Source organism: Actinoplanes sp. M2I2, assembly GCF_023544445.1.
Lineage (GTDB): Bacteria > Actinomycetota > Actinomycetes > Mycobacteriales > Micromonosporaceae > Actinoplanes.
Window position 1 is genome coordinate 305,388 of the sequence record NZ_JALPVJ010000005.1, and the last position, 24,908, is coordinate 330,295.

At 72.1% G+C, this 24,908-nt stretch carries 20 protein-coding genes; 7 read left to right on the forward strand and 13 right to left on the reverse strand.

What is annotated here, in order from left to right:
- Window positions 1–32 precede the first annotated feature (32 nt).
- Window positions 33–1,091, forward strand: a complete 1,059-nt coding sequence (locus tag HJC40_RS12405) for a coenzyme F420-0:L-glutamate ligase (protein WP_250001046.1) — start codon at window positions 33–35, stop codon at window positions 1,089–1,091.
- A gap of 81 nt (window positions 1,092–1,172) precedes the next feature.
- On the opposite strand, the gene HJC40_RS12410 is transcribed toward HJC40_RS12405, so the two are convergent.
- From HJC40_RS12410 to HJC40_RS12420, 3 genes are read right to left on the reverse strand one after another with little or no spacing between them, the layout of a single operon-like run.
- On the reverse strand, window positions 1,173–1,745 hold the full coding sequence (locus tag HJC40_RS12410; RefSeq protein WP_250001047.1) for an NUDIX hydrolase: 573 nt from the start codon (window positions 1,743–1,745) through the stop codon (window positions 1,173–1,175).
- Between the two features lie 18 nt (window positions 1,746–1,763).
- The gene (locus HJC40_RS12415; RefSeq protein WP_250001048.1) at window positions 1,764–2,879 is read right to left on the reverse strand and encodes a mannose-1-phosphate guanylyltransferase; all 1,116 of its coding nucleotides are present in this window, start codon (window positions 2,877–2,879) and stop codon (window positions 1,764–1,766) included.
- An 18-nt stretch (window positions 2,880–2,897) separates the two neighbouring features.
- A complete protein-coding gene (locus tag HJC40_RS12420; RefSeq protein WP_250001049.1) occupies window positions 2,898–4,049 on the reverse strand; it encodes a glycosyltransferase family 1 protein in 1,152 nt (383 codons plus the stop codon).
- A gap of 160 nt (window positions 4,050–4,209) precedes the next feature.
- On the opposite strand from HJC40_RS12420, the gene HJC40_RS12425 reads away from it, so the two are divergent.
- Entirely contained in the window at window positions 4,210–4,914 is a 705-nt protein-coding gene (locus HJC40_RS12425; protein ID WP_250001050.1) for a TIGR03089 family protein, read from the forward strand.
- A 52-nt stretch (window positions 4,915–4,966) separates the two neighbouring features.
- On the opposite strand, the gene HJC40_RS12430 is transcribed toward HJC40_RS12425, so the two are convergent.
- Both HJC40_RS12430 and HJC40_RS12435 read right to left on the reverse strand, forming a co-directional pair.
- Window positions 4,967–6,898: an acetoacetate--CoA ligase gene (locus HJC40_RS12430; protein ID WP_250001051.1), complete on the reverse strand. Its 1,932-nt coding sequence runs from the start codon at window positions 6,896–6,898 to the stop codon at window positions 4,967–4,969.
- A gap of 16 nt (window positions 6,899–6,914) precedes the next feature.
- Window positions 6,915–7,436 carry an acyl-CoA thioesterase gene (locus HJC40_RS12435; RefSeq protein WP_250001052.1) on the reverse strand — a complete coding sequence of 174 codons (522 nt, stop codon included), beginning with the start codon at window positions 7,434–7,436 and terminating at the stop codon, window positions 6,915–6,917.
- 84 nt (window positions 7,437–7,520) lie between these two features.
- On the opposite strand from HJC40_RS12435, the gene HJC40_RS12440 reads away from it, so the two are divergent.
- Together HJC40_RS12440 and lexA are read left to right on the forward strand one after the other, a co-directional pair.
- Window positions 7,521–11,192, forward strand: a complete 3,672-nt coding sequence (locus tag HJC40_RS12440; protein WP_250001054.1) for a hypothetical protein — start codon at window positions 7,521–7,523, stop codon at window positions 11,190–11,192.
- 99 nt (window positions 11,193–11,291) lie between these two features.
- On the forward strand, window positions 11,292–11,900 hold the full coding sequence (lexA, locus tag HJC40_RS12445; protein ID WP_250001055.1) for a transcriptional repressor LexA: 609 nt from the start codon (window positions 11,292–11,294) through the stop codon (window positions 11,898–11,900).
- A gap of 377 nt (window positions 11,901–12,277) precedes the next feature.
- On the opposite strand, the gene HJC40_RS12450 is transcribed toward lexA, so the two are convergent.
- The 7 genes from HJC40_RS12450 to HJC40_RS12480 all read right to left on the reverse strand — a co-directional run bounded on the left by HJC40_RS12450 (window position 12,278) and on the right by HJC40_RS12480 (window position 17,584).
- Window positions 12,278–12,667, reverse strand: coding sequence for a hypothetical protein (locus HJC40_RS12450; RefSeq protein ID WP_250001056.1), 390 nt, complete (start codon window positions 12,665–12,667; stop codon window positions 12,278–12,280).
- A 252-nt stretch (window positions 12,668–12,919) separates the two neighbouring features.
- Complete coding sequence (locus tag HJC40_RS12455; protein WP_250001057.1) at window positions 12,920–13,822, reverse strand: arginase family protein; 903 nt, start codon at window positions 13,820–13,822, stop codon at window positions 12,920–12,922.
- Window positions 13,823–13,862: 40 nt separating this feature from the next.
- Window positions 13,863–14,537, reverse strand: coding sequence for a hypothetical protein (locus HJC40_RS12460; RefSeq protein WP_250001059.1), 675 nt, complete (start codon window positions 14,535–14,537; stop codon window positions 13,863–13,865).
- Window positions 14,534–15,346 (reverse strand): ATP-binding cassette domain-containing protein, encoded by an 813-nt coding sequence (locus HJC40_RS12465; protein ID WP_250001060.1) that lies wholly within the window; start codon window positions 15,344–15,346, stop codon window positions 14,534–14,536. The genes HJC40_RS12460 and HJC40_RS12465 overlap by 4 nt, the downstream gene beginning before the upstream one ends.
- Window positions 15,339–15,674: a PadR family transcriptional regulator gene (locus tag HJC40_RS12470; RefSeq protein ID WP_250001061.1), complete on the reverse strand. Its 336-nt coding sequence runs from the start codon at window positions 15,672–15,674 to the stop codon at window positions 15,339–15,341. The genes HJC40_RS12465 and HJC40_RS12470 overlap by 8 nt, the downstream gene beginning before the upstream one ends.
- A gap of 74 nt (window positions 15,675–15,748) precedes the next feature.
- Window positions 15,749–16,318 carry a Uma2 family endonuclease gene (locus HJC40_RS12475; RefSeq protein ID WP_250001069.1) on the reverse strand — a complete coding sequence of 190 codons (570 nt, stop codon included), beginning with the start codon at window positions 16,316–16,318 and terminating at the stop codon, window positions 15,749–15,751.
- 111 nt (window positions 16,319–16,429) lie between these two features.
- Entirely contained in the window at window positions 16,430–17,584 is a 1,155-nt protein-coding gene (locus HJC40_RS12480; protein ID WP_250001070.1) for an acyl-CoA dehydrogenase family protein, read from the reverse strand.
- A 186-nt stretch (window positions 17,585–17,770) separates the two neighbouring features.
- On the opposite strand from HJC40_RS12480, the gene HJC40_RS12485 reads away from it, so the two are divergent.
- The 3 genes from HJC40_RS12485 to HJC40_RS12495 are packed head-to-tail and all read left to right on the forward strand — an operon-like array spanning window position 17,771 to window position 24,236.
- Window positions 17,771–22,894 carry an SCO7613 C-terminal domain-containing membrane protein gene (locus HJC40_RS12485; protein WP_250001073.1) on the forward strand — a complete coding sequence of 1,708 codons (5,124 nt, stop codon included), beginning with the start codon at window positions 17,771–17,773 and terminating at the stop codon, window positions 22,892–22,894.
- Window positions 22,894–23,538: a histidine phosphatase family protein gene (locus HJC40_RS12490; protein ID WP_250001074.1), complete on the forward strand. Its 645-nt coding sequence runs from the start codon at window positions 22,894–22,896 to the stop codon at window positions 23,536–23,538. Before HJC40_RS12485 ends, HJC40_RS12490 begins: the two co-directional genes overlap by 1 nt.
- Before the next feature lie 50 nt (window positions 23,539–23,588).
- Window positions 23,589–24,236, forward strand: a complete 648-nt coding sequence (locus tag HJC40_RS12495; protein ID WP_250001075.1) for a hypothetical protein — start codon at window positions 23,589–23,591, stop codon at window positions 24,234–24,236.
- A 3-nt stretch (window positions 24,237–24,239) separates the two neighbouring features.
- Here HJC40_RS12495 and HJC40_RS12500 read toward each other — a convergent pair whose 3' ends face one another.
- The gene (locus HJC40_RS12500; protein ID WP_250001076.1) at window positions 24,240–24,908 is read right to left on the reverse strand and encodes a TetR/AcrR family transcriptional regulator; all 669 of its coding nucleotides are present in this window, start codon (window positions 24,906–24,908) and stop codon (window positions 24,240–24,242) included.

A 24,908-nucleotide genomic window follows, 5' to 3' on the forward strand; every position in this document is an offset into this window, starting at 1 on the left:
AGCAGGAAATCCACCGCTGAGGGGGCGACGGGGTGACGGACGGGCTGGAGATCCTGCCGGTGCGCGGGATCGGCGACATCGTGGCCGGCGACGACCTGGCCGCGGTCATCACCGCGGCCGCGCCGTGGCTGGCCGACGGTGACGTGCTGGTCGTGACCAGCAAGATCGTGTCGAAGGCGGAGGGCCGGCTGGTCGAGGTGCCCGCCGGCGGCCCCGAGCGCGATCGGGCCCGTGCGGTGGCCCTCGAGTCCGAGACGGCCCGCGTGGTCGCCCGGCGCGGCCCCACCACGATCGTGCAGACCCACCACGGTTTCGTGATGGCCGCCGCCGGCATCGACGCCTCCAACGTCGACAAGACCCACCTGGTGCTGCTGCCCGCCGACCCGGACGCCTCCGCGCGGCGGCTGCGCGACGATCTGCTGCAGCGCGGCCTCGACGTCGGCGTCATCGTCTCCGACACGATGGGCCGGGCCTGGCGCAACGGGCTCACCGACGTGGCGCTGGGCGCCGCCGGCATCGAGCCGATCCGCGACCACCGGGGCGAGACCGACCCGTACGGCAACGAGCTCGAGATCACCCAGATGGCGGTGATCGACGAGCTGGCCGCGGCCGGCGAGCTGGTCAAGGGCAAGGTCGACCGGACTCCCGTGGCCGTCGTCCGGGGCTATCCGCGATCCGGCCCGCGCGACACCGCCGGCGCCTCGGTCCTGCTGCGCGACGCCGCCTCCGACATGTTCAGCCTGGGCACGGCCGAGGCCCGGGCCGACGGTCTGCGCCAGGCCGCGCTGCTGCCCGACGGCCTCGAGGCGGCCCTGCCCGGCCTTCCGGTCGACCCGGCCGCGGTCGACCGGGCCGCCCTGGCGGTCGCCGGCCACCTGTCCCGCGCCACGGCCGTCGCGCCCGCCGAGGCCATCCCCGGCAGCGGCGCCACGGCCGCCCTGCATCTGCACACGCTGGACACCTCGCCGGAGGGCCTGATGCGCCTGGGCGCCGACGCCCACCGGCTGCGCGCCGCCCTGGCCGCCGAGTCCATCGCCACGCTGTCGCTCCCCCACGAGGACGGCATCCGCCTGGAGCTCTCGGCCACCTAGCGGACCCCGCGGCCGGCTCTCCGCCACCCAGCGGACCCCGCGGCCGGCTCTCCGCCACCCAGCGGGCCCCGCGGCCGGCTTTCAGATGCCGGCGGGCAGGCGGGACAGCGCGGGCGCGATCTGGCGGACGGTGCCGGAGGCCAGCGGGGTGGGCAGGGCGTCCGGGGTGAACCAGCCGAGATCGGCGGACTCGTCGCTGATCTGCTCGCGCGCGCCGGCCGGGGCCCGCAGCAGGAAGCGGACGTCGTAGTGGACGGACGGCTCGGCCGGCTGCCCGTCGGCCGGGCCGCACCGCACCTCGTGGATGTCGATGTCGATCGGCTCCGGGTCGAGCACCAGGCCCGGGAGACCGGACTCCTCGATCGCCTCGCGCCGCGCGGCCTCGGCCAGACCGGCATCGCCGGCCTCGCAGTGGCCGCCCAGCTGCATCCACAGGCCCAGGCGGCCATGCAGGCAGAGCAGCACCCGGCCGGCGTCATCCACGATCAGGGCGCTGGCGGTCACGTGACCGCGACGGTGGGCCCGGGTCATCGCGACCGGGCCGTCGGCCAGCAGCTCGAGCGTGCGCACGCGCCCTTGCTCGGCCTCGTCGGAGGTCGCCCGCCAGCCCTCGAGCACCCGGACGGCGTCCGCGTGCAGCTCTTCGATGCTCATGACGTCGATGCCCCCGGCTCAGATGTACCCGTGCTGGCCGAGCTCCTTGAGCTCGTCGACCAGATGCTTGACCTCCTGGGCGCGCTCGCGGGGGATGACCAGCACCGCGTCCGGAGTGTCGACGATCACCAGATTCCGTACGCCCATGGCCGCGACCAGACGTCCCTCGGTCGGCACCACGACCAGTCCTTCGGTCTCGCGCAGCAGCACGCCGGACTTCTGCGAGACGTCGCGGCCCACCACCACGTTGCCCGACGGGTCGGCGGCCAGCACCGCGCCCAGCGTGTGGAAGTCGCCGACGTCGTTCCAGCCGAAGTCGCCGGGCACCGTTCCGACCCGGCCGGCCGCGGCCGCGCCCTCCATGACCGCGTAGTCCACCGAGATGCGGGGCAGCGTCGGCCAGACCTCGCCCAGCACCTCTTCGCGCTCCGGCGACTCCCACGCCGCCGCGATGCGGGAGACGCCGGCCGCGAGCTGCGGCTGCTGACGCGCCAGCTCGGCCAGGAACGCGTCGGCCCGCCAGACGAACATGCCGGCGTTCCACAGGTAGTTGCCCGACTTCACGTAGCCCTCGGCCACGTCGTACGTCGGCTTCTCCTTGAACTCCTCGACCGCGAGCACCGGCCCCTCGGCGACCTCGGCGCCACATTGGAGATAGCCGTAGCCGGTCTCGGGGCGGGTGGGCGTGATGCCGAGGGTCATCAGCAGACCCTGCTGGGCGCCGACCATCGCCTTCTTGATGACCTCGGTGAAGCGTTCCTTGTCGGCGATCAGGTGGTCGGAGGCGAACGCACCCATGATCGCCTCGGGGTCGCGCCGGGCGATGACGGCCGCCGCCAGCGCGATCGCCGCGCACGAGTCGCGCGGGGACGGCTCCACCAGGACGTTGGCGTCAGGGATGGTGTCGAGCTGCCGCGAGACCGCCGCGGCGTGTGCCACCCCGGTGACCACGAAGACACGATCCATCGGCGCCAGCAGGTCGAGACGGGTCACCGTGGCCTGCAGCAGCGACGCCTCGGTGCCGGTCAGCGGGTGCAGGAATTTCGGGTGACCGGCCCGGGACAACGGCCAGAGACGGGTTCCGGTCCCGCCCGCGAGAACAACGCCGTACAGCCCGTCGAGATGATCGCTCATGCGCACAGAGTGTAAAGGTCAGAGGACCGCAACCCGTGTCCAGGTTGTGACGTGGACCTCCGCGCTCGACGCCCAGGTGAACTCTTTGGCACGGTCGAATCCCGCCTTGGCCAACGTCAGGCGGCGCGGCTCGTCGTGCAGCAGGTCGGCGAGGTCGGTCGCGATGCGGTCGGGATCTTCGGTCGTGTAGGCCACCGCGTCGCCGCCCACCTCGGGCAGCGACAGGCGCGGCGTGGTGAGCACCGGCGTCGCGCAGGCCATCGCCTCGAGGATCGGCAGGCCGAAGCCCTCGCCGAAGGACGGGTAGCAGGCCACCAGGGCGCCGCCGAGGAAGCCGGGCAGGTCGGCGTACCGCAGATAGCCCGGACGGAGCAGCCGCAGGTGTGGCGGCACCTCGGCGACGGCCCGGTCGATCTCGTCGTCGTGGCCCTGGCCGCCGGCGAGGACCAGCGCGGGCGGGTGCGGCCAGTCGGCCACCGCGCGGGCCCAGCCCCGGATGAGGTTGGGCACGTTCTTGCGGGGCTCCTTGGCGCCGAGGAAGGCCACGTAGCCCGAATCGGTCAGACCCAGCCGCGCGCGGACGCGGGCCTTCTCCTCCTCGGTGGGCGCGTGGAACGCCGACTGGTCGACCCCGTGGTAGGCCACGTCGATGCGGGTCGGGTCGGCGTCGAGCAGCCGGATGAGCTCGTCGCGGGTGGCCTTGCTGGGCACGATGACCCGGGCCGCGCGGCGCAGCGACGTCTTGATCGCGCTGCGGAAGAAGGTGCGCTTGGTGTTGTCGTAGTGCTCGGGCTCGGTGAAGAACGTGGCGTCGTGCACGGTCACCGTCACGGGGCAACCGGCGCGCAACGGGCACGTGTAGAAAGGCGAGTGCAGCACCTGGGCGCCGACCTGCTGGGCCAGCAGCGGCAGACCCGTCTGCTCCCAGGCCAGCCGGGCGGGCCGGTGCGCGACGGCGGCCGGGCCGGCGATCACCTCGGCCCGGTTGTCGAGCAGGCGGCTGTAACGCTCCGCATCCGAACGCTGGGCCACGACAGCCAGGTCGACCCTGTCGGGGTCGACCTGCCCGAGGGCGCCGAGCAGGCCGTCGACGTATCTGCCGACTCCTCCTCGGTCTGCGGGGACGCTGGTGGCGTCGACGAGCACTCGCGGGGGGCGACCGGCGGTCACGAGGCAACTCCCAAAGAGGTTGTAATTCAGACCACTGGCAAGGGTACGCCGGGATCGCATGCGGCAGGTGACCGCGACGCCGCCTTGGGCCCAGCGTTTCGCGGTTCTCATCGCCCGTCCACGATCGGTCACCCGCCGTCACGAAGCTATCGTCTTCGTTGTGCAGACGACGATCCCGCAGGTGCTGGCCGCGGCGGTCCGCCGCGACCCGGCGAGCCCGCTGCTGACGTTCTACGACGACGCCAGCGGCGATCGGACCGAATTGTCCGGTGCGACCCTGGACAATTGGGTTTCGAAGACCGCGAATCTGCTGGTCGACGGCCTCGGCCTGGGCTCCGGCGACACCGCCGCGGTGACCCTGCCGCCGCACTGGCAGACCGCGGCCATCCTGCTGGGTGTCTTCTCCGCGGGGGTCGGGGCCGACACCCGCGACCCCGGCGCGGCCGACGTCCTGTTCACCGCGCCCGGTCAGGACACAACGACAAATGCCTCGGACCGGTACGCGACCGGGCTGCTCCCGTTCGCGATGCCGCTCCGCGAGGTGCCGTCCGGCTTCGCCGACTTCGTGCTCGAGGTCCGCCAGTTCGGCGACTATTTCCCCGGGCAGCCCGTGGCCGCCGGCGACGTGGCGCTCGACGGCCGGACCCACGCCGACGCGCTGGCCGCGGCGACCCACCGCGCCGCCGAGCTCAAGATCACGCCGGGCAGCCGCGTGCTGATCGACGCGACCGCCCGTCCCGATCCGATCGACTGGCTGCTGGCCCCGCTGATCGCCGGCGCCTCGACCGTCCTCTGCGCCCACCTCGACCGCGCGAAGCTCGACGCCCGCGCCGAGTCGGAGAAGGTCACCCTGGTCGTGGCCTAAGGGGTATCTGGTGGGTCACGCGGGGCTGCGGCGTGGGCTGACCAGATGACCCCTAGCCGCGGTCGCGGGCGAGCTTCTCGAAGGCGAGCAGGGACTCGGGATTGGCCAGCGCCCCCTTGGCCGCGGCCGACTCCACCGGCGTGCCGGTCAGGATGCGCTTGACCGGCACCTCGAGCTTCTTGGCCGACAGCGTGCGCGGCACCGCTCGTACGGCATGGATCTCGTCGGGGATGTGCCGCGGGGACAGCGCCGCCCGCAGCTCGCCCGCTATCCGCCCGCGCAGCGCGTCGTCGAGCTCGAGGCCCTCGGCGAGCACCACGAACAACAGCAGCTCGCCGTTCGGGTTGTCGTCCTTCTCGAGGTGCACGACCATGGAGTCGGCGACCTCGGGCAGGCTCTCGACCACCGAATAGAACTCGGCCGTGCCCAGCCGGACCCCGCCCCGGTTGAGCGTCGCGTCGGAGCGGCCGGTGATGACGCACGAGCCGTCGGCGCCGATCGTGATCCAGTCGCCGTGCCGCCACACGCCGGGGAAGTAGTCGAAGTAGGCCTCCCGGTAGCGCTTGCCGTCCGGGTCGTTCCAGAAGCCGACCGGCATGCTCGGCATGGGCGCGGTGATGACCAGCTCGCCGAGCTCGTCGATCACCGGGCGGCCGTCCGGGTCGTACGCCTCGACGCGCGCGCCCAGGGCCCGGCACGCGATCTTGCCCTCGACCACGGGCAGCAGGGGCACCGACCCGACGAAGCCGGTGCACACGTCCGTACCGCCGGAAAGCGATTGCAGTTGCAGGCGCGTGCCGACCGCCTCGTAGACCCAGTCGAACCCCTCGGGCGGCAGCGGCGCGCCGGTCGAGCCGATGCCCTTGAGACCGTCCTTGCGCGGGGTCAGACCGGCCTTGCGGCAGGCCATGAGGAACGGCGCCGAGGTGCCGAAGTAGGTGATGCCGGCCTCGTCGACCAGATCCCACAGGGTCTCCAGGCCGGGATGGGCCGGGTTGCCGTCGAACAGCACGATGCCGGCGCCCACGGCCGGGCCACTGACCAGGAAGTTCCACATCATCCAGCCGGTCGTGGTGAACCACAGGAACCGGTCGCCGGGGCCGAGGTCGTGGTGCAGCGCCAGCATCTTGAGGTGTTCGAGCAGGATGCCGCCGTGGCCGTGCACGATCGGCTTGGGCAAGCCGGTCGTCCCCGAGCTGTAGAGCACATAGAGCGGGTGGTCGAACGGCACGGACTCGTACGCCATCGGCTCGTCGCCTCGGAGGTCGGCGAACGTGCCGGCCGCCGGATCGAGATAGCCGATGGTGACGACGTGCTCGAGCGAGGGCAGCGCGGCGGTGATGGCCGCGACCTCCTCGCGCCGGTCGACCGCCTTGGCGCCGTAGCGGTAACCGTCGACGGCGACCAGCAGGGTGGGCTCGATCTGCTGCCAGCGGTCGATCACGCTGCGGACGCCGAATTCGGGCGCGCACGACGAGAAGGTGGCGCCGAGGCTGGCTGTCGCGAGCATCAGGACGTACGTCTCGGGGATGTTGGGGGCGTAGGCGGCGACCCGGTCACCCCGGCCGATGCCGCGGGCCCGCAACCCCGCCCGGACCCGGCGGACCTCCTCGCGCAGCTGCGCGGCCGTCAGGACCACCGGCTCCCGCGTCTGGCTGTGGGCCAGGACGACCGGGTCGTCGTCGGCCAGGCCGGGCATGCGCAGCACGTGCTCGGCGTAGTTGAGGGTCGCGCCGGGGAACCAGGTCGCGCCGGGCATCGACGCGTCGGGCAGCACGGCCGACGGCGGGTCGTGGGCGATGACCTCGAAGTAGTCCCAGATCGACTGCCAGAACGCGGGCAGGTCGTCGACGGACCACTGCCACAGCGCGGCGTAGTCGTCGAAGGTCAGCCCACGCTCGCTCTCGAGCCAGGACAGATAGTGCCCGATCCGGGACGTCTCGCGAACGTCGGCCGGCGGCTCCCACAACACTGCGCCCGTCATGCGCTCACCTTAACGTTCACTCAGCCTTCTCCTCCTCGGCCCGGGCCCGCTGGATGGCCGCACGGCGGGCCAGGCGGTGCTCCCGCCGGATCAAAGCCTCGCGGAAGCGGCGCTCGTCCTCAACGTTCTCGGGCAACACAGGTGGGACGCTTCTTGGGTGGCCGGCCACGTCCACGGCCACGAACACCAGATAGGCGGTCGCCACGGTCAGCGGCTCGCTGGGCACCACGTCCCAGCGCTCGGCCACGACCTTGACCCCGACCTCCATCGAGCTCGACCCGGTCCAGTTCACCTGCGCGTAGGCGTGCACGAGATCGCCAACCCGCACCGGCTCCACGAAGAGAATCTCGTCGATCGCGGCGGTGACGGCCGTGCCACCGCTGTGCCGGGCCGCCGAGGCACCGGCCACGTCATCGACGAACTTCATCAGCACCCCGCCGTGGACGGTGCCGTAGAGATTGACGTCGACCGCCGTCATGATGCGGCTCAGCGTGACCCGGCTATGACTCGTCGGACGGCCGGGGACCTGCTCATTCATGCGGCGTACGTTACGTCGTCCTTCCGCCCGGTTGCCCGGCGACGGTACGGTGCGTCGGGCAATCGGTGTCGGGGGAGAGTAAGCGTGCGTCACTTCAGGTCGATCTTGTATGCCCTCGTTCTGGCGCCGGCGGTGTGGATCCTCGCGGGCGTGGGTTTCACGCACGATCTGACCGCTCGCGGGCGCGACGACTTCGCCGTCGAATCGGTCACCGGGCTGCTTCTGCTCGTGCTCGCCGGGGCGGCGTACGCCATCCTGCTGTTCGCCCCGATCTCGCCGTCCGGTCCCCTTTTCGGCGGGCTGGTCTATCTCGGGGCATCGACGTGGGCGTTGGTGTCTCCCGGGGGATACGCGGGGGTCTGGCCGGATTCGGTGGCCAAGGACGGGTTCGACCTCAGCCGGCCCGGATATGGGCTGGCCGCGCTTCTGGCCCTGCCTTTGATCTGTACGGCTCTGAGCGCGCGACGGTGGGCCCGGTACGAGCCGCCGGTGTTGCCGCTGATCGGTCAGCTGGGGCGGGCACGGGGGCGGGCGGCCGTGGCCGGAGGGCTCACGCCGTTCACCGATCCCGACTCGACGGCCCCGATGCCGATTCCCGGGACGACGCCGGGTTCCGACGACACGACAACGGTCGTGGCCGGCGGCAGCCCTTCGCCGTCTCCCCTCTCCCCTACGTCGCCATCCTCGGCTCCTCCCGCTCCGGCTACTTCTACCGCGGCTTCTTCTGCCCCGGCTTCTCCTCCCGCGGCTTCTTCTGCCCCGGCTTCTTCTGCCGCGGACTCTTCTGCTCCGGCTCCTTCTACCGCGGCACCTTCTGCCTTGGACGAGCCGACGGTCGTCAGCAGCGGTGGCGCGACCGCTGACCCGGACGCGACCACAGTCCTGCCGTCGTCGAAGCCTCCCGTGTCAGGGGCGGAGGTTGCACCCGCGGAAAGGGTTGCTTCCGCTGGGGCGGCGACCACCTCGTCCGAGCAGGACGACACTGCCCCCATGCCGGTAGTCGGCTCAGACTTGGCCGCCGAAAACCCGTCGCACACCTCAACCACCAGCGCGCCCACGCTCGGCGCAGCCAACTCCACCGGGTCTACCACCCACGCGGAGACGGCCACTGCGACGACGCCGGGCACTGAGGCAGCTAACCTCGCGACCACCACATCAGCTTCAGAATCCGGCACCTCCGTCGCGGAGCCTGGCGCCGAGCCCACATCCAGCACAGCAATCGCCACGGGCGCCGCCGGCGACGATGTGGCCCGTGACCATGCGGAAGACGCCGCGACCAGCGCTCACGGCGCGGAAGAAGTTGCCGAGCCCGCGCCCAACGCAGCAATCGCCGCAGACGCAGTGGCGGGTGACGAAGCTAAGTCGGTCGATGTGATTGCGGTCCTGGCGGCCGAGGAGCCATTCAAAATCGGTGAAGTCGTCGAGGTGGCGCCGGAGGACGAGGTCACCTACGCGGTGGCGACCGTCCGGGACGAGCGGCAGACCACGGTCGTGGTCTCGTGGGACGAAGCCGCGACGGTGGCGGCGCTCTTCAACGGCCAGGCGTCGACCAAATACGTCGCCATCGCCACATCGCCCGTCGAGTCGGAGGACGAACAACCTCGGTCGACGGCCGCGGAAAACGGAACCGTGGTCGGCGTCGACCAGGCCCCTTCGGCGGCGGCGGTCGCGGCGACTCTCAACAACGCCTTGGTCTCAGAATCCAAAATCTCCGCCGAACCTCACCTCTCGCGCCCAGAAAGTGGCAGCGGGAGCGGGCCGGTCGACGCGGCGCCGGTAGCAGCGGCCGACAAACCCGATGCCCCGCAGCACACCGCAAGCGCAGCAGAGCACGCAGTAATCGGAACAACAGATGCGGAAGCGGCCGACGACACCGACACGGCCACCAGCACCGACACAACAGAACCCACCGCAGGTGAAGCCGAGCAAGCAGCCGAAATCACCAAGGCAGCAGCCGACAACACCAACACGGCCACCACCACCGACACAACAGAACCCACCGCAGGCGAGACCGAGCTAGCAGCTGGAACCACCAAGGCAGCAGCGGCCGACAGCACCGACACAGCACAACGCCCCGCGGGCGAAACCGAGCAAGTAGCAGCCGGAACCGCAGAAGCGACGGCGACCCGGAACACCGGAACGGCGAAGCGCCCTGAAAGCGAAGAGGTAGCCGCAGCAGCCGACTTCTCGGCTCCGAGCGCTGAGCGGGTCGATGGAACACGAGCCGAATCGGAAACCGCGGAGTCTGCCGGCGCTCTGATCGCTGACGTCTCCGCCGACCCGGCAGGCGCGGAAGAGGCAACCTCGCCTCCCACCGACACTGAAGACGACATCACCCCCGTGTCGGATGCGACCTCCGGCGGCCAAGCCGAACGAACGGTCGCCGGGCATGTGACCGCTGACCGGGCGACGGCCGAACCCGCAGTGGTCGAAGCGGCGGCGACCGAACCGGCAGCCGACGAGCCGGCGACGAGCGAACCCACAACTGACGAACCGGCGACGGCTCAAGCGGCAGCACAGGTCGGTGCCGTTGCGGATGACGATGACGCTTTCGAGATCGACGACTCCGTCGAGTTCTATGTGGTCGGGCGGGCCAAACCGGCGCCGAACACGCGCGCGGTGCCGCCGGAGCTGGAGGAGACCCGGTCGCTCGAAGCGCCGGACCCGGACCGCACCAGGGCTATCAAGATCGGCGAGCTGACCACCAAGCTGCAGATCTCACCAGCCGCCGGTGAAGAGCCGGCGGCGGTCAACGAGCCGGTTCGCGCCCGCGCGTCGGTGGCCGTGCCCGACATCTCCGTGCCGGATCTCTCCGGGGCCGAGGTGACCCGTTCGCTCAGCGCGCCCGATCCGGACAGAACTCGGACCATCAAGGTATTCACCGCAGACGACCGCTCGGACCCGGGCGCGCCTCCCACGGACGACGCCGAAGTCACTCAGCCCCTGAACGCCCCCGATCCGGACCGGACGCACGCCATCACCATCGTGTCGTCGGACGACCGCCTCGCGTCGACCGACGCCTCATTCGACGACGCCGAAGTCACCCGGCCGCTGAGCGCCCCCGACCCGGACCGCACACACACCATCACGGTCGTGTCGTCGGACGACGCCGGGGTCACGCACTCCTTCGGCGTGTCCGCCGTGGACGACGGGGAGGTCACGCGGTTGCTCAGTGCGCCCGACCCCGATCGGACGCAGGCGATCGCGATCGTGCCGGCGGCGGGCGGCGCGCCGGCTCGCGGCCTCGACGAAGCGGATCCCGAGCGTACGCATCTGATCAGGATCGCCGAGCTGGCTGCGCCCATGCGACTGCTGCCGCCCGAGCCGGCCGAGGATCTCGCCCATCACCCGGGCCGGGCGCCGGGGCATAACACCGCGGCGCTGAGCCACACCGGTGACATCGGCGGCGACGAGACCCAGGTGATCGAGCTCGACCCGGACCGTACGCAACCCATCCGGCTCGGCACGGTCGAGCCGCCCGGTGAGCGTACGGAAATCATCCGGATCCCGGTGCGGGGCAAGGCCGCCGTGCCGAGCCCGGTCGAGGCCCGGCCCGAAGCCGTACCGGCGTCCATCGCCGCCGCCGAGCGCCCGGACATCACCGAGGACCCGACAAGCCGGATCACCCCGCCGGACGGGTACGGGCCCACGGGCGAGGGGCGCGACAGCGACCCGGAGCGGCGAGGGATGACGGTGATGAGCATGGAACGCCCGCCCGACGAACCGGAGATCCCGGCTCAACGCCGGCCGGACTGAGTCTCGAGGTCACGGCCGGCGGGATGAAGCCGGCGAGGGTTACGGACGGTCATTCTTTCGAATCGTACAAATGATCGAAGAATGTAGTATCATCCTCGCATGTCCCCGGACGACGTGCCCCTGAGCAAGCGGCAACGGCAGATCTTCTCGATGATCCGCGAGTGGATCGACCAGCATGGCTATCCACCGACCATTCGTGAGATCGGCGCCGCCGTCGGGCTCGACTCACCGTCGTCCGTCGCCCATCAGCTCAAGGCCCTCGAGGACCGGGGCTACATCCGGCGCGGGGCTCGCGGCTCCCGGGCGATCGACGTGCGCACTCCGGGCGAGCAGGCCAACGTGCCCGTTCCGGTGCTGGGCACGATCGCCGCCGGCACCCCGATCCTCGCCGACGAGCACATCAACGAGGAGCTCACCCTGCCGGTGAGCCTGGTCGGTCACGGCACGCTGTTCGCACTGGTGGTCAAGGGTGATTCGATGATCGAGGCGGCGATCTGCGACGGCGACACCGTCGTGGTCCGTCAGCAGCAGGTGGCCGACAACGGCGACATCGTGGCGGCGATGATCGACGGCGAGGCCACGGTCAAGGTCTTCCGGCGCGCCGGCGGTCACATCGAGCTGGTTCCGCGCAACGCGGCGTATGACGTCATCCCCGGCGACGACGCCACCATTCTCGGCAAGGTCGTGACGGTCCTCCGCCGGGTGTGATCAGCACGCCGCCCGGCGGCGAGGTAGACCGGAGCGTGCCGCAAAGCACTCGGGCCGCATCCTGAGGATGCGGCCCGAGCACCGGGGTGGTTCGTGAAGCGGGTTCAAGAGCATGGACGGAACCCTCGAACCCGCTACACGTCAACGCCGAATGTCTTGGCCGGGACGGTTCGGGGCGTCACGGCTGCCGAGCATTCTTTGTTGCCTTGCTTCGCGCCACCGGGACGTCGCCTTGCTTCGCCTTACTGCGACGCTGCCCTGCTTCGCCCTTCCGGGACGCTGACTTACTGCGGCGTTGCCTTGCTTCGCCCTACCGGGACGCTGCCTTGCTTCGCCTTACTGCGGCGTTGCCTTGCTTCGCCTTACCGGGACGAAGGTCAGCGACGGTGGCCGTGACCGAAGCCGCCGTGGTGGCCGTGGCCGAAGCCGCCGTGGTGACCGTGACCGAAGCCGCCGCCACGCCAGTTCTGCTCGACCTCCAGGGCCCACAGGCCGCGCTTGAAGCCGATGCGGACGCGCTCGCAGTCGTAGTCGTCCCAGCGGTCGCGGAACTCGCCGATGCGACCGGTCCGCTCGCAGGCGCCCCGCGTGCGGAAGTAGCCGACGACCCGGTCCCGGTCCCCGTGCTTCTGGACCTTCGTGGTGGTCGCGGGCTTGGCGGCCGGCGCGTCCGCGCTACCGGCGGCGAGCGCCGGGCCGGCACTGATCGTGGCGCCCGCCATCAGGCCGAGGCCCACCATGGTGAACATCCGAGCTACCTTGCTCATCTCTACCTCCAAGTGGTTGCTGCCTTGTGCCACAGATCGTGGCATATCGGGCACAAGCCACCATCGCAGGCCAATACGTACTTTCGGCTGATCTTGGCTGACCGTTTGTGCTGCCGGTCACACTTCCCGAAACCCGAAGGCGCAGCCGCTCGCATTGAGCGACCAGCGACCAGCGCCCAGCGACCAGCGCCCAGCGCCCAGAGCGACCAGCCGACTGAGCGGGCGAGCGAGTGGGCGGCTGAGCGATCGCCCTCAGGCGACGAGAGCGGTCGCCAGCGCGGTGGTGAAGTCGCTCAGAACGTCGGCGTCGGGGGCATGGTCAGGGTTGACCTCGGTGAGAACCAGGCCGGCGAACCGCGGACTCCGGGAGAAGACCGACACGCTGACCATCGCCTCGTGCAGAGACAGGCCGATGGGCTCACCGCCGGAGTCGGGCACGTCGGCGATCGGCATGTCGGCGAAGCGCAAGACGTCCACATCGAAGTGCAGGACGAACGCGCCGGCGGCGGACTCGGCCGCAGCCAACGCCTTCCGGGCGGCCGCTCGGACGTCGCGGTGCACGTCGAGGGCCGTGACGCGGACGATCGACAAATCCTCAAGCACCTCGCGCTCGTGGTCCAGCCCCTCCTCGGGCAGAGCGTCCCCATAGGACACCAGACGGTCGGCGGTGATCGGCGGGCCGACCGCGGCGACCTCGGGCAGGTGGCCGGGCAGGCGCAGCAGGTGGGCGACGCCCATCGCGTCCAGGTTGCCGTTCGCCCGGCTGTCGGGCGTGAAGAGATCCGGGCCACCGTCCATATAGAGCAGTGCGGGCTCGCGGCCGGCGCGGGCGAATCCCGCCATCACGCCCACCGTGATGCTGCAGTCGCCGCCGACCACCAGCGGCGTACGGCCGTCGGCCAGGATGGCCACCACCCCGGCGGCCACGTCCTCGGCGACCGCGGCGACGGCCGGGGCGTTCTGGCCGTTGGGCCGGTTCGGGTCGGGGCGCCAGCGAAAGCCGGGCACGTCACCGCGATCGTCGACGTCGAGCCCGCCGGCCCGCAGATCGGTCAGCAGCCCGGCGGCGCGCACGGCGGCCGGGCCCTGCTCCAGGCCGGGCGTGTGCGCCCCGGCACTCGACGGCACTCCCAGCACAGACCACTGACGGCTCATGTCCCCATACTGGCAACGACGGCCTGGTTTCGCAGGGCCGTCACGGCTCCGGATAGCGGGCCAGGCGCAGTCGCCACTGGAAGACGGCCAGCGTGCCGCCGGCGCAGATCAGCCAGGTGAGTCCCGCGTGAGCCAGGCCGTGCCCCACCATGTCGAGGCTGCCGCCGTCGACCGCATACGTGCCCACCTCGCGCGCCGACCAGAAGGGCATCAGTTTGGCGGTGAGACCGGCCGGGTCGGCGAGCATCTGAACGGCCACGACGCTGAGCAGGGCCAGGGCGCCCTCGAGCTCCCGCGGCAGCAGAGCGCCGATCAGGCTGCCGAACGGCGCCGCGACGATCGCCGACAACAGCATCATCAGACCGATTGCCCACAGGTGCCGCACGTCCTGGTCGACCCAGGTGAGGGCAAAGTAGCCCAGGGCCAGCGCCACGCCCACGCCGGTCATGGCGAGCAGGCGACCGCCGATGATGCTGATCACCGACGCGCCGGTGAGGCGCAGCCGCGGATCGACGCTGCGGGAGGCGTTGACGACGAACAGAGTGAGCGTCGAGATGGCCCACCCGATGCCGAGGGTCAGCATGCGCAGGGACTGGCCCGTGGCGTCCCGCCGCACCAGATAGAACCAGAACGGCAGGGCGACCACCAGGGCCAGCGCGGCCCAGCGCCGGCCGACCTCGCGGGCGGAGAGCGAGGCGACCACCAGCGTCGTCATCGTTCCCCCAGGTCGAGCACGTGATCGACGTTCTGCAGGTCGTGGAGCAGGTGGGTGACGACCACGATGGCCCGGCCGGCGTCGCGCCAGGCGAAGACCTGCTGCCAGAAGTCCACATAGGTGCCCTGGTCGAAACCCTGGTAGGGCTCGTCGAGCAGCAGCAGGTCGGGGGCGTGCAGCTCACCCAGCACGAGGTTGAGCTTCTGTCTCGTACCGCCGGACATCTGCTGGACGCGCTGCTGCCGGCGGGGACGCCAGGCCAGCCGGGTGGCGAGGTGGGCGCCGGTGGACCGGGCCCGCCCCGGGACCATCCCGGCCGCCGCACCGAACAGCGTGAAGTGCTCCTCCGCGGTCAGCCAGCCGGCCGTGCCACCGTCCTGCGGCACGAGCCCGACGCGGCGGGTGCGCTTGACCGTTCCGGCGCTCGGCCTGGTCAGCCCGGCGCAGATGCGCAGCAGCGTGGACTTGCCGCAGCCGTTGGCCCCGACGATCGCGGCGACCTCGCCACCGCGCACGGTCAGGTCGACATCGGCGAAGACCGTCTGGCGCCGATACCGCTTGCTCACGCCGCTGAGGCTCAGCATCACCGGCCCGGCCCCGAATCGCGTACGCCCGGCCTCCGGCGCCGGAGCGCTGAGCTCAGCCACCAGATGGCGGGCGTAGAGGTGCGCGGGCCCGAAGACGTCGCCCGGCGCGCCCGCGTTCTCGGCGGCTTGCTGGGCCGTCTCGTCGGCGAGCCGCCGTGCCCGGGCGGGTTGCACGCCGAGGCGCAGCAACTCGGCCTCGAAGGCGGTGGGCCAGTCAGTCATGGGGCACCTCGCTCGGGCTCAGCAGCGAGTCGACCCCGTCCCGGAATCGGCGCCAGTCGTCGGCCTGCCCGCCGAGCACGTCGAGGCCCGCCTCGGTGATCGCGTAGTACTTGCGCCGCGGTCCAGCCTCGGACGGCGCCCAGGCCGGCGTGGCGAGACCCTGCTCCTCGAGCCTGAGCAACGCCGGATAGAGCGTGCCGCCCGGCACGTCGGCCACCCCGGCCGCCGCGAGCCGCTGCGACAGCCCGTACCCGTAGTCGGCCCGCTCCCGCAACATCGCCAACAGGCACAGGTCCAGAAAGCCGTGCAGCCACGGCCGTGGTGTCATGGCTAGGCAGGCTACCTGGTTAGCAGGCAGCCTGACTACCGGGTTCCTCGGTCAGGGTTGGGGAGGGAACCGGATCAGGCGCCCAGTTGATGCTCGGCGGGTTCGCTCTGGAGCAGCGAGGCGAGTGGCGTCTTGGCGACTGTCTCGTAAGCACCGTGCGCAGTGAGGACGTACTGCGTGACGGTCTGCGCGGGATCGCGGTCGACGACCCAGTAGCGCGGAATGCCCGCGGCCGCGTACTCCCGCAGCTTGATGATCTGATCCATCGTCGTGGAACCGGGCGAGACGATCTCGACGACGAGCAGCAGCTCGGCCAGGCCGGGCCAGACGGTCGGTGGCAGCGGCCGCGCCCACACCGTGAGATCCGGAATCCGGCCGCCGTCACCGTCGCGCCCCGGGATCCGGATGCCGACCGCCTGCAACACCTGCTCCGCCGGCCACCCCGCCATGCCCAGCCACAGAAGCAGCCGGCTGGCCACGACCGCATGATCGGTACCTGGCGGCGGCATGACGGACAGGACCCCTTCCGGGCTCAGCTCATAACGATGGCCGTACTGGTCGGCCTCGTTCATCGCCGCCAAGTCGTCCAGCGTGACGACGGCCGGGAAGTTCCTGCCGATGGCCTCAGCACTCATGCCGTTCATCGTATGGCGTCGGAGGGGTCCGGCCCGGGCCTGTGGACAACCGGCCACCACAGCAAGAACGCTCCGGGCCGAAAGTGCACCGGAGCGTTCTTCGTCGATCAGTGGGCCGGGTCAGTCCTTGAGGAGCTGGCGGGCCATCACGACGCGCTGGACTTGGTTCGTACCCTCGTAGATCTGGGTGATTTTGGCGTCGCGCATCATGCGCTCGACCGGGTAGTCGCGGGTGTAGCCGTAGCCGCCCAGCAGCTGGACCGCGTCGGTGGTGATCTCCATCGCGGCGTCGGAGGCGAAGCACTTGGCGGCGGCGCCGAAGTAGGTCAGGTCGGCGTCGCCGCGCTCGCTCTTGCCCGCGGCGACGTAGGTCAGCTGCCGCGCCGCCTCGAGCTTCATGCCCATGTCGGCCAGCATGAACTGCACGCCCTGGAAGTCGGCCACCGGCTTGCCGAACTGCTTGCGCTCCTTCACGTAGCCCTTCGCGAAGTCGAGCGCGCCCTGGGCGATGCCCAGCGCCTGCGCCGCGATCGTCACGCGGGTGTGGTCGAGCGTCTTCATCGCGGTCGCGAAGCCCGTGCCCTCGTCGCCGATCAGGCGGTCGGCCGGGATGCGGACGTTGTCGAAGTAGACCTCGCGGGTGGGCGAGCCCTTGATGCCGAGCTTCTTCTCGGGCGCGCCGAAGCTGACCCCCGCGTCCGACTTCTCCACCACGAACGCGGAGATGCCCTTCGAGCGCTTCGCCGGGTCGGTGACCGCGAAGACCGTGTAGTACTCCGACACGCCCGCGTTGGTGATCCAGCGCTTCACGCCGTTGAGCACCCAGTGGTCGCCGTCGCGGACGGCCTTGGTGGTCATCGACGCCGCGTCGGAGCCGGCCTCGGGCTCGGACAGGCAGTACGAGAACATCGCCTCGCCCGACGCGACCCTGGTCAGGTACTTCTGCTTGAGCTCCTCCGAGCCGGCGATGAGCAGCGGCATCGTGCCGAGCTTGTTGACCGCCGGGATCAGCGAGGACGAGCCGCAGGCGCGGGCGACCTCTTCGATCACGATCGCGGTGGCCAGGGCGTCCGCGCCGGCGCCGCCGTACTCGGCCGGGATGTGCGGGGCGTGGAAGTCGCTCGAGCGCAGGGCGTCGTACGAGGCCTTGGGGAACTCGCCGGTCTCGTCGGCCTCGGCCGCGTTCGGCGCCACCCGCGCGTCACAGACCTCGCGCACCGCCGCGCGGATGGTCTCGTGATCCTCCGGCAGCCGGTAGACGTCGAACTCACTCATGGCCTGGCCCCTTCGCTCAAAGCAGTCCCGCCGCTATGTTACTGGCGCGTAGCGTACGCCGACCAGAGGCGGAGTATGACGTCGCCGGGCGTTTTCTATAGATGTCGGCCCCCATGAGCCTGTTCTAATGAGGTGTCGGACCGGCATGCTTGAAGAAGGTGTGGCCGGCAGGGTCGAGGAGGTTCCGTGGCGCAGGCTGACCAGCCCGACAGCTACGACGATGAGCTGGCCCGCATCGAGGCTTCGATCGCGGATCTCAAGATCCGCGACATGGCCGCGGCGAAGGAGCGCACGCAGATCGCCGCCAAGATCCAGGCGGCGCAGTTCCAGCGTGACATCCTCGCCCACGCCAACACCAAGAAGAAGACCGCCAAGGGCCCCAAGACCCGACGTGTACGCCGGCGCGCGACCGAGGAGTTCCCGCCACCACCGCCGCCGACCGGTGGCCCGGCGGACGAGCCGCCTCCCCCGCCGTCACCGCCGTCGTCCGGTCGTCCCCGGCCCACCGCGCCGCGCCCGGACTGGGCAGCGCCCGGTTCGGCGCACACCGGCCCGCCCGGCGTCGCCACCGACGGCGTGACCGCCCTGCTCGACGACCCGCCGCCGACCGAGCGGGTCGCCCCGGCCCCGCGTCGTTCCGCCGGCTTCTCGGGCGCCGAGCACCACCCGCCCGAGGCGTCCTCCCAGTCGGTGCAGAACATCCTGCTCGCGCTGGGCGCGCTGCTCATCGGCGTCGCCGCGGTGGTCTTCGCCGGTGTCGCCGTCACCAACCCGTTCGCCCGGGCTTTCGTCCTCGCCCTGGCCACGGCGACCGCCCTGGTCGCCGCGCCCGGCATCGCCCGCCGCGGTCTCAGCTCGACCGGCGAGACGGTCTCCTGGGTCGGCCTGATCCTGTTGCCGCTGACGCTGTTCGCGCTGCACGGCAGCGACCTGACCGGCGGCGCGCGCGTGCCCGTCCCGCTCTACCTGGGCATCACCTTCGCGATCACGGCGATCGCCAGCTTCGTCTACGCCGGCTTCACCCGGCTCGCCGCGCCTCGCTACGCGACCGTCGTGGCCGTGCAGCCGGTTCCGCTGCTGCTGGCCGAGCCGATGATCGAGAGCCCGGCCGGCTGGGGCATGGCGCTGACCGTGGTCGCCGTGCTCGACCTGCTGCTGCTCACCACCGTGATCCGCAAGGGCCGGCTGCTCCCGGAATGGCCGTGGGGACGCCCGGTGGCGGCCGACCGGCAGCATCAGGATCCGGTGCTGCTCGCCGAGGACGCGCCCGAACGCCCCGAGTCGGCGCCCGAGGAGCCCGACCTCATCATCCACGGGTCCACGACCCGGCGGCGGAAGGGATGGCTGCGGACGCGCATCTTCCCCGGTCCCCGTCCCGAGGGCGCCCCGGCGGCGGGTTCGGTGCCGGTCACGTTGCCGGCCACGCCGCCGTCGGCCGACTGGCTGCGCGAGCTCACGTTCGCGCTGCTGATCGTGGCCAGCGCGGGCGCCCTGCTGTACTCGTCGGTCGCCCTGCTGCAGGCCCGGGTGCTGCCCGACGCGCTGCGCTCCGGGCTGGTGCTGGTGCTGGCCGCGCTCACCGCGTTCGCCGCCGCCTGGTTGCTCGACAACCTGACCGCCCGCAACATCGCCGGCGGCGTGCTCGCCCTGGCCGTGATCGGCGCGACGGCCCGCATCGCCCACGTCGTGTCGCCGCACTGGACGCTGGCGGTGGCGGCCGCCGCGATCGCGGTCACCGGCGCGGTCGTGGCCCTGGTCCCGCCCGAGGTACGCCGCGGTCCGCAGATCGCCTCGGCGGTGGCGCTGATCCTGATCGGCGTGGTGCTGATCGTGGACTGCCTGCGGGCCGCGTTCGCCCCGCTGCAGGCCGCCCGCCCGGTCTGGCAGGCCGACACGGCCGGCTACGCCCAGCGGATGGCCGAGGCCGCCGGCGACCTGGGCTGGTTGCTGGCCTTCAGCGCGCTGCTGGTCACCATCGCCGCCGCGCTCGCCCTGCCGCCCAGCGTGCGGCACGAGGGCGCGGTCGCCGGCATCGCGCTGACCGCCCTCGCCGTTCCCGCCTCGCTCGGCCTGGACTGGTCCGGGGCCCCGTGGCCGCTGGTCCTCGCCTCGGTCGGCCTCGGCGCCGCCGGGCTGGCCGCGACCACCCGCCGCATCGCGATCACCCATGTGGCCGCGGCCGGCGTGGTCGGGCTCTTCGGCGCCGGCGCCGCCCTGGGCGCGGCCTGGCTCACCGCGGCCGTCCTGACCGCGATCGCCGGCGCCGGCGTGATGATCGCGGTGGCGGCCCGGCAGATCCCGATCCGCCTGTACGCCTGGCTGGTCGGCGACTGGGCCGCCGGCGCCGCCGCGCTGGCCCTGCCCGGCGCCGTGGTCACCGCGGCGCTCGCCGTCGCCGACCAGGGCGACGGCCCGCCGCCCACCGAGGCGGTCACCGTCCCGGCGCTGGCCGTCGGCTTCCTGGCCGTGGCGGCCACGCTCAGCTATTCCGCCGTGTTCCAGGTGGCCCGCCGCGACATCAGCCTGCCGCTGACCGCGGGCACCGGGCTCGGCGCGATCGCCCTGGCCCTGGCCGCGCTGCTCTCGCCCGGCGCCACCGCGCCCGACGTCTGGGTCGGCGCGCTCCTGCTGGTCGCGGCCGGCCTGCTGTTCTTCTCCAAGTCGATCGACAACGGCCGGCGCAGCGACCGGATGCTCGACGGCCCCGACATCGCCGCCGCGGCCGCCACCGTCGCCATCTGCGGCGCGCTGGCCCGAGTCTTCGCGCTGGCCTTCCCCGAGGCGCCGCTCGCCGTCGCGGGCGTGGTGGTGCTGATCGTCGCGCTCGGCGTCGCCGTGCTGCCCGCGGAGTGGAACCGCGGCCCCAACCGGGGCCTGGCCGTGGCCGGCGTCGTGGTCGGGGCGATCGCGGGCTACCAGGCCCTGGCCGGCGCGGCCCGCATGCTGACCGTCTCGGCCGACCTGTGGGACGCCGACCTGACGGCGTTCCCGGGTCCCGGCCCGGGCGCCTGGCAGGCGCCGTTCGCCCTGGTCGCTGTGTCGATCGCTGCCGCCATCGCGGCTCCCCGGCCGTGGTCGCACCTGTTCTCGGCGATCGCCGGCGCGGCGGCCGCGATCGGCGCGCCGTTCGCGCTCGGGCTGCCCTGGTGGTCGCCGCTCCTCATCGGTGCGGCCGTCGCGGTGGCGTACGCGATGGCCTCGATCTCGGCCCTGGAACCGGCCGCCGCCCTCTGCCGCGCCGGGGCGGCCGCCGCCGTGCTGCTGCACGCGGTGATCGCCTCGCTCGCCCGGCCCTGGTCGACGGCGCTGTCCCTGCTGCTCGTCGTGCTGATCGGCGCGCTCACCGCGGTGCTGGCCCGCACCCGGGTCGCCCCGATCGAGAGCCCGCCGCCCGGCACGCCCCTGCCCCCGCCGAGCCGGTTCGGGTCGCCGTCCACGGTCACCGAGGCCGATCTGGCCCGCGACGACACCGGCATGCCCCGCCACCGGGCCCAGATCGGCGGCGCGGCCACCGGCGCGATCATGCTGGCGCTGCCCGGCGTCCTGGCCTCGATCGGCGGCGACCAGGACCGCGGCGCCATGGTGGTGCTCACGGCCGCCTTGGCCGCCTCGAGCCTGAGCCTGGCCCTGCTCGCGCTGGCCGGCCGCTACATCGCGCAGTTCCTGCCGTGGGCCACGGTGGGCCTCGTGCTGGGCGCGACGATCACCGCCTTCGCGTCGATCCCGACACCGCACCCGACGGCCCTCTACGCCGCCGCGGCGGCCCTGCTCGGTGTGCTGGCCGAGCTGCTGCGCGGCTCGATCCCGGCGCCCGGGCTCACCCTGGCCCGCGAGGGAGTCTTCTCGGGCAGCCGCTACCCGGCCCGCCGGTGGACCACGGCCCGCCCGCTCGGGCTCAGCGGGCGCTGGCTGGTCGACCCGGCCACCAGCGCTATCGTGCTCGCTCTGCTGCCGACCATCCTGGCGCTCTTCTCGATCGCCCCCGCACTGCGCGCCGCGCTGGTCGACCCGCTGGGCCAGCTCTCGCACATCTGGGACGGCCCGATCCCGGCGCTGTCGCAGCCCTCGTCCGGCTACGTCGACGGCACCAGCGTCCTGGCCATCGTGCTGCTCACCGGGGCGGCCGCGCTGGCCGCGATCGGCTTCGGCGGCAAGGCGTCCGAGGCCGTGCCGGTGATCCTTCCGGGTCTGGCCATCACCATCCTGATCGCCCCGATCGCCCTCGACGCGCGCTACCCCACCGCGACCACCGCGGCCCTGGTCGTCTTCACGATCTCGATGCTCGGGCTGGCGCTCACCCCGCCGCCGGCCGGCCGCCGCTCGTCGCTGCTCGGGACGACCCGCACGATCGTCTTCGTGATCGGTCTGCTCGCCGGCAACGCGGGCCTGGCCGGCAGCCTCGCCCAGCAGCGCCTCACGCTGTTCACGCTGGGCAGCGCCGTCCTGGTCGGCCTGGCCGCCGCGCTGGGTGGCCGCAGCCGCTTCGCCCGCATCCTCGGCTGGCTGTTCGCCGCCGTGATGGGCCAGTTCTTCGTGCTCACCGCCGCGATGGCGGCCGGGGTGGAACGGCCGTGGGCCGCGTTCGGCGTCCTGGCCGTCGGCACCGCCCTGCTGGTCCTCGAGGCCACCGTGCCGCGCCTGGGTCTTCCGCAATACCGGGCCGAGGCCTCGACGATCGAGTGGGCCGGCTACGCGTCCGCGTTGATCGCCGGCGTCATGGCGTTCGACTCCCCCGCCCACCTGGCCGCGATGCTCGCCGCGTGGGGCGCCGTCCTCGGGCTGGCCGCCGCGCGCGTCGGCCGGCCGCCCAGCCAGCGGCGGGCGCTCTTCTGGACGGCGGTCGGCTTCGAGGTCGTCGGCATCTGGCTGTTCGTCGCGCTGGCCGATGTGGCGCTCCCCGAGGCGTACACGCTGCCCTTCGCGACGCTGGCCCTGCTGGTCGGTGTCCTCGAGTCGCGCGACCGCCCCGACCTGAGCAGCTGGGCCGCGTACGGTCCGGCGCTGCTGGCCGCGTTCGTGCCCACGATCGGCATCGTGCTGGCCGGCAACGGCGGCGAGCTGCGCGAGGTGCTGCTCCTGCTGGCCGCGGTGGCCACGCTGATCGTCGGCTCCCGCAACCGCCAGCAGGCCCCGGTGGTCGTGGGCGCGGTGGCCACCATCTTCTCGGCCATCCACTTCGCCAGCACGCTCGTCGGTCCCTGGCTGGTCCTGGTGCCGCTCGGCGTGATTCTGCTCTGGGTCGGCGCCACCAACGAGAACCGCCGCCGTACGCGCGAGGGGCTGCGCGGCGCCCTGGTCAAGATGCGCTGATGAGAACCCTGTACGTGGTCACCCATCCCGAGGCCACGCACCACGTCGACGGGCTGGTCGGCGGCTGGTACGACTCCGACCTCACGGCCCGCGGCCGGGAACAGGCCGTGAGGACGGCCGACGCCCTCGCCGCGTCGCTGCCCGCCCGTACCGATGGAGCCCCGCGGGCCGAGGTCCACTCCTCCGACCTGCTGCGCACCCGCCGGGCGGCCGACATCATCGCCGGCCGGCTGGGCACCGAGGCGATCCTCGACAGCGACCTGCGGGAGAAGTCGTTCGGCGAGGCCGGCGGCAGACCACAGTCGTGGTTGGACGATCGCTTCATCCCGCCACCGCGATCCGGCGAGCGTCTGCGCCACGACGAGGGCGTGCCGGGCGCCGAGACCAAGGGGGACCTGGTCGTCCGGGTCTACGCCGCGGTGGAGCGGATCCTGAAGTCGGACGCGCCCCACCAGGTGATCGTGACCCACGGGATGGCCGCCACGTTCGTCGTCGCGGCCTGGATCGAGATGCCGCCGGAGTCGGCCGGGCGGGTGGCCTTCCGGTTCTCGCCGGGTGGCATCAAGACGCTGCACGAGGACGATCGCTACCACAACCACGCCGTCGTCCGGCTCAATGACGTGGCCCACCTGACCGGATTCTGACCGCGAAGACGACACGCTAGCCTGCGGCGACACAGAATCAGGGGGGCGCAATGCGACAGCGTGGGTGGGTGAACGCGGCGCTCGGCGTGGTCGTCGCGGCGGGCATTCTGGGTGCGGCCGTGCGGTTCTGGCCGGCGAGCGAGGCCGGGGCGACCGTGATCGCGCCGCCCTCCCGGGTCGTCGATCCCTCCGTACCCGAAGCGAAGCTGCTCGACAGCGTGCTCTCCGTCGAGGGCTGGCGCGACTTCGGCAACCCGGTCGGCTTCGCGTACGTGCCGAAGTCCCGCCCACCCGGCCTCACCGACCTGACCCCCGGCAACCCGCCCGACCTGACCGGCGGCTCACACCGGGGCAGCGGCAACGGCGCCCTGCTCGACGCCTACCACCTCGAGGTCGACGGGAGGCGGGTCATGGTCGCGGTCGAGTTCTCCGCCGGGCCCACGTCGACCTGCGCCGACGTCGCCGGTCTCACCGCGGCGACGTGCGTCCGCGACGACAAGCCGATCACTCCCGAGCCCGATGATGTAGCCCTCCGCCACACGACGGCTTACTTGACGGCCGACAGCGCCGCCGCCCTCACGTCGGCGGAAGCCGAAGCAGCCAAGCGATTCTGGGCAACGGCCCCCTTCGTCCCGGTCACCGAGGCGACCTGGTTCACCGACCTGCTCGTCCGGGCCGAGGCCGCCGTCCAGAAGTGACTGTCAGCCCGCGATCATCTCGGACGGCGCCGGCCGGGGCAAGGCGCGGTCTGTTGCCGCGCTGTCGGGCTCGGGCAGGGGTTCGGTGTTGCGGCTGCTGAGGCCGTCGAGGGAGATGCGCAGCAGGCGGCGCCACGTGCCGGGGTGGCTGTCGGCGGTGGTCAGGACGGCCTGGCTCAGGGAGCCGCTGAGCAGGAACAGGTCCTCGGTGGTGACGCCGGTGCGCAGAACGCCGGCGTCCACGCAGCGGGTGCGTACCTGGTCGATCAGGGAGTAGCAGCGCTGGACGCAGGACTCACTGGGGCCACCGGTGGTGGCGTAGCTCTCGACGACGGCGCGATTGTCGGCCTGATTGTCGAGCAGCTGTTCGAAGAAGCCGACAAGTGCCTGCCACGGGTCCTCGGTGGCCACGGCCTGCTGGTGCGCGTCGGTGAGCCACGCGTTGAACTGCAGTTCCAGGACGGTGGCGAGCAACTCGTCCTTGGTCGGGAAATGGCGGTAGAGCGTGCCCATGCCGACGCCGCTGCGCCGGGCGATCTCCCGGACGTCCACGCCACCGCCGCACTCGGCGAACACCTCACCGGCCGCCGCGATGATCGCGGCCCGGTTGCGCTCGGCGTCGGCTCGACGGCCGGACCTGGTCGCGGCGGTGGCGTGATCGGCGAGCGTCAT

Bases quoted from the DNA above. Each gene is read 5' to 3' on its own strand.
- HJC40_RS12450 (WP_250001056.1), bottom strand. From the start codon at position 12,667: ATGAGCAAGGTAGCTCGGATGTTCACCATGGTGGGCCTCGGCCTGATG.
- HJC40_RS12435 (WP_250001052.1), bottom strand. From the start codon at position 7,436: ATGAATGAGCAGGTCCCCGGCCGTCCGACGAGTCATAGCCGGGTCACG.
- HJC40_RS12470 (WP_250001061.1), bottom strand. From the start codon at position 15,674: ATGACACCACGGCCGTGGCTGCACGGCTTTCTGGACCTGTGCCTGTTG.
- HJC40_RS12495 (WP_250001075.1), top strand. From the start codon at position 23,589: ATGCGACAGCGTGGGTGGGTGAACGCGGCGCTCGGCGTGGTCGTCGCG.
- HJC40_RS12500 (WP_250001076.1), bottom strand. From the start codon at position 24,908: ATGACGCTCGCCGATCACGCCACCGCCGCGACCAGGTCCGGCCGTCGA.
- HJC40_RS12490 (WP_250001074.1), top strand. From the start codon at position 22,894: ATGAGAACCCTGTACGTGGTCACCCATCCCGAGGCCACGCACCACGTC.
- HJC40_RS12460 (WP_250001059.1), bottom strand. From the start codon at position 14,537: ATGACGACGCTGGTGGTCGCCTCGCTCTCCGCCCGCGAGGTCGGCCGG.
- HJC40_RS12410 (WP_250001047.1), bottom strand. From the start codon at position 1,745: ATGAGCATCGAAGAGCTGCACGCGGACGCCGTCCGGGTGCTCGAGGGC.
- HJC40_RS12480 (WP_250001070.1), bottom strand. From the start codon at position 17,584: ATGAGTGAGTTCGACGTCTACCGGCTGCCGGAGGATCACGAGACCATC.
- HJC40_RS12455 (WP_250001057.1), bottom strand. From the start codon at position 13,822: ATGAGCCGTCAGTGGTCTGTGCTGGGAGTGCCGTCGAGTGCCGGGGCG.
- HJC40_RS12415 (WP_250001048.1), bottom strand. From the start codon at position 2,879: ATGAGCGATCATCTCGACGGGCTGTACGGCGTTGTTCTCGCGGGCGGG.
- HJC40_RS12475 (WP_250001069.1), bottom strand. From the start codon at position 16,318: ATGAACGGCATGAGTGCTGAGGCCATCGGCAGGAACTTCCCGGCCGTC.
- HJC40_RS12465 (WP_250001060.1), bottom strand. From the start codon at position 15,346: ATGACTGACTGGCCCACCGCCTTCGAGGCCGAGTTGCTGCGCCTCGGC.
- HJC40_RS12430 (WP_250001051.1), bottom strand. From the start codon at position 6,898: ATGACGGGCGCAGTGTTGTGGGAGCCGCCGGCCGACGTTCGCGAGACG.
- lexA (WP_250001055.1), top strand. From the start codon at position 11,292: ATGTCCCCGGACGACGTGCCCCTGAGCAAGCGGCAACGGCAGATCTTC.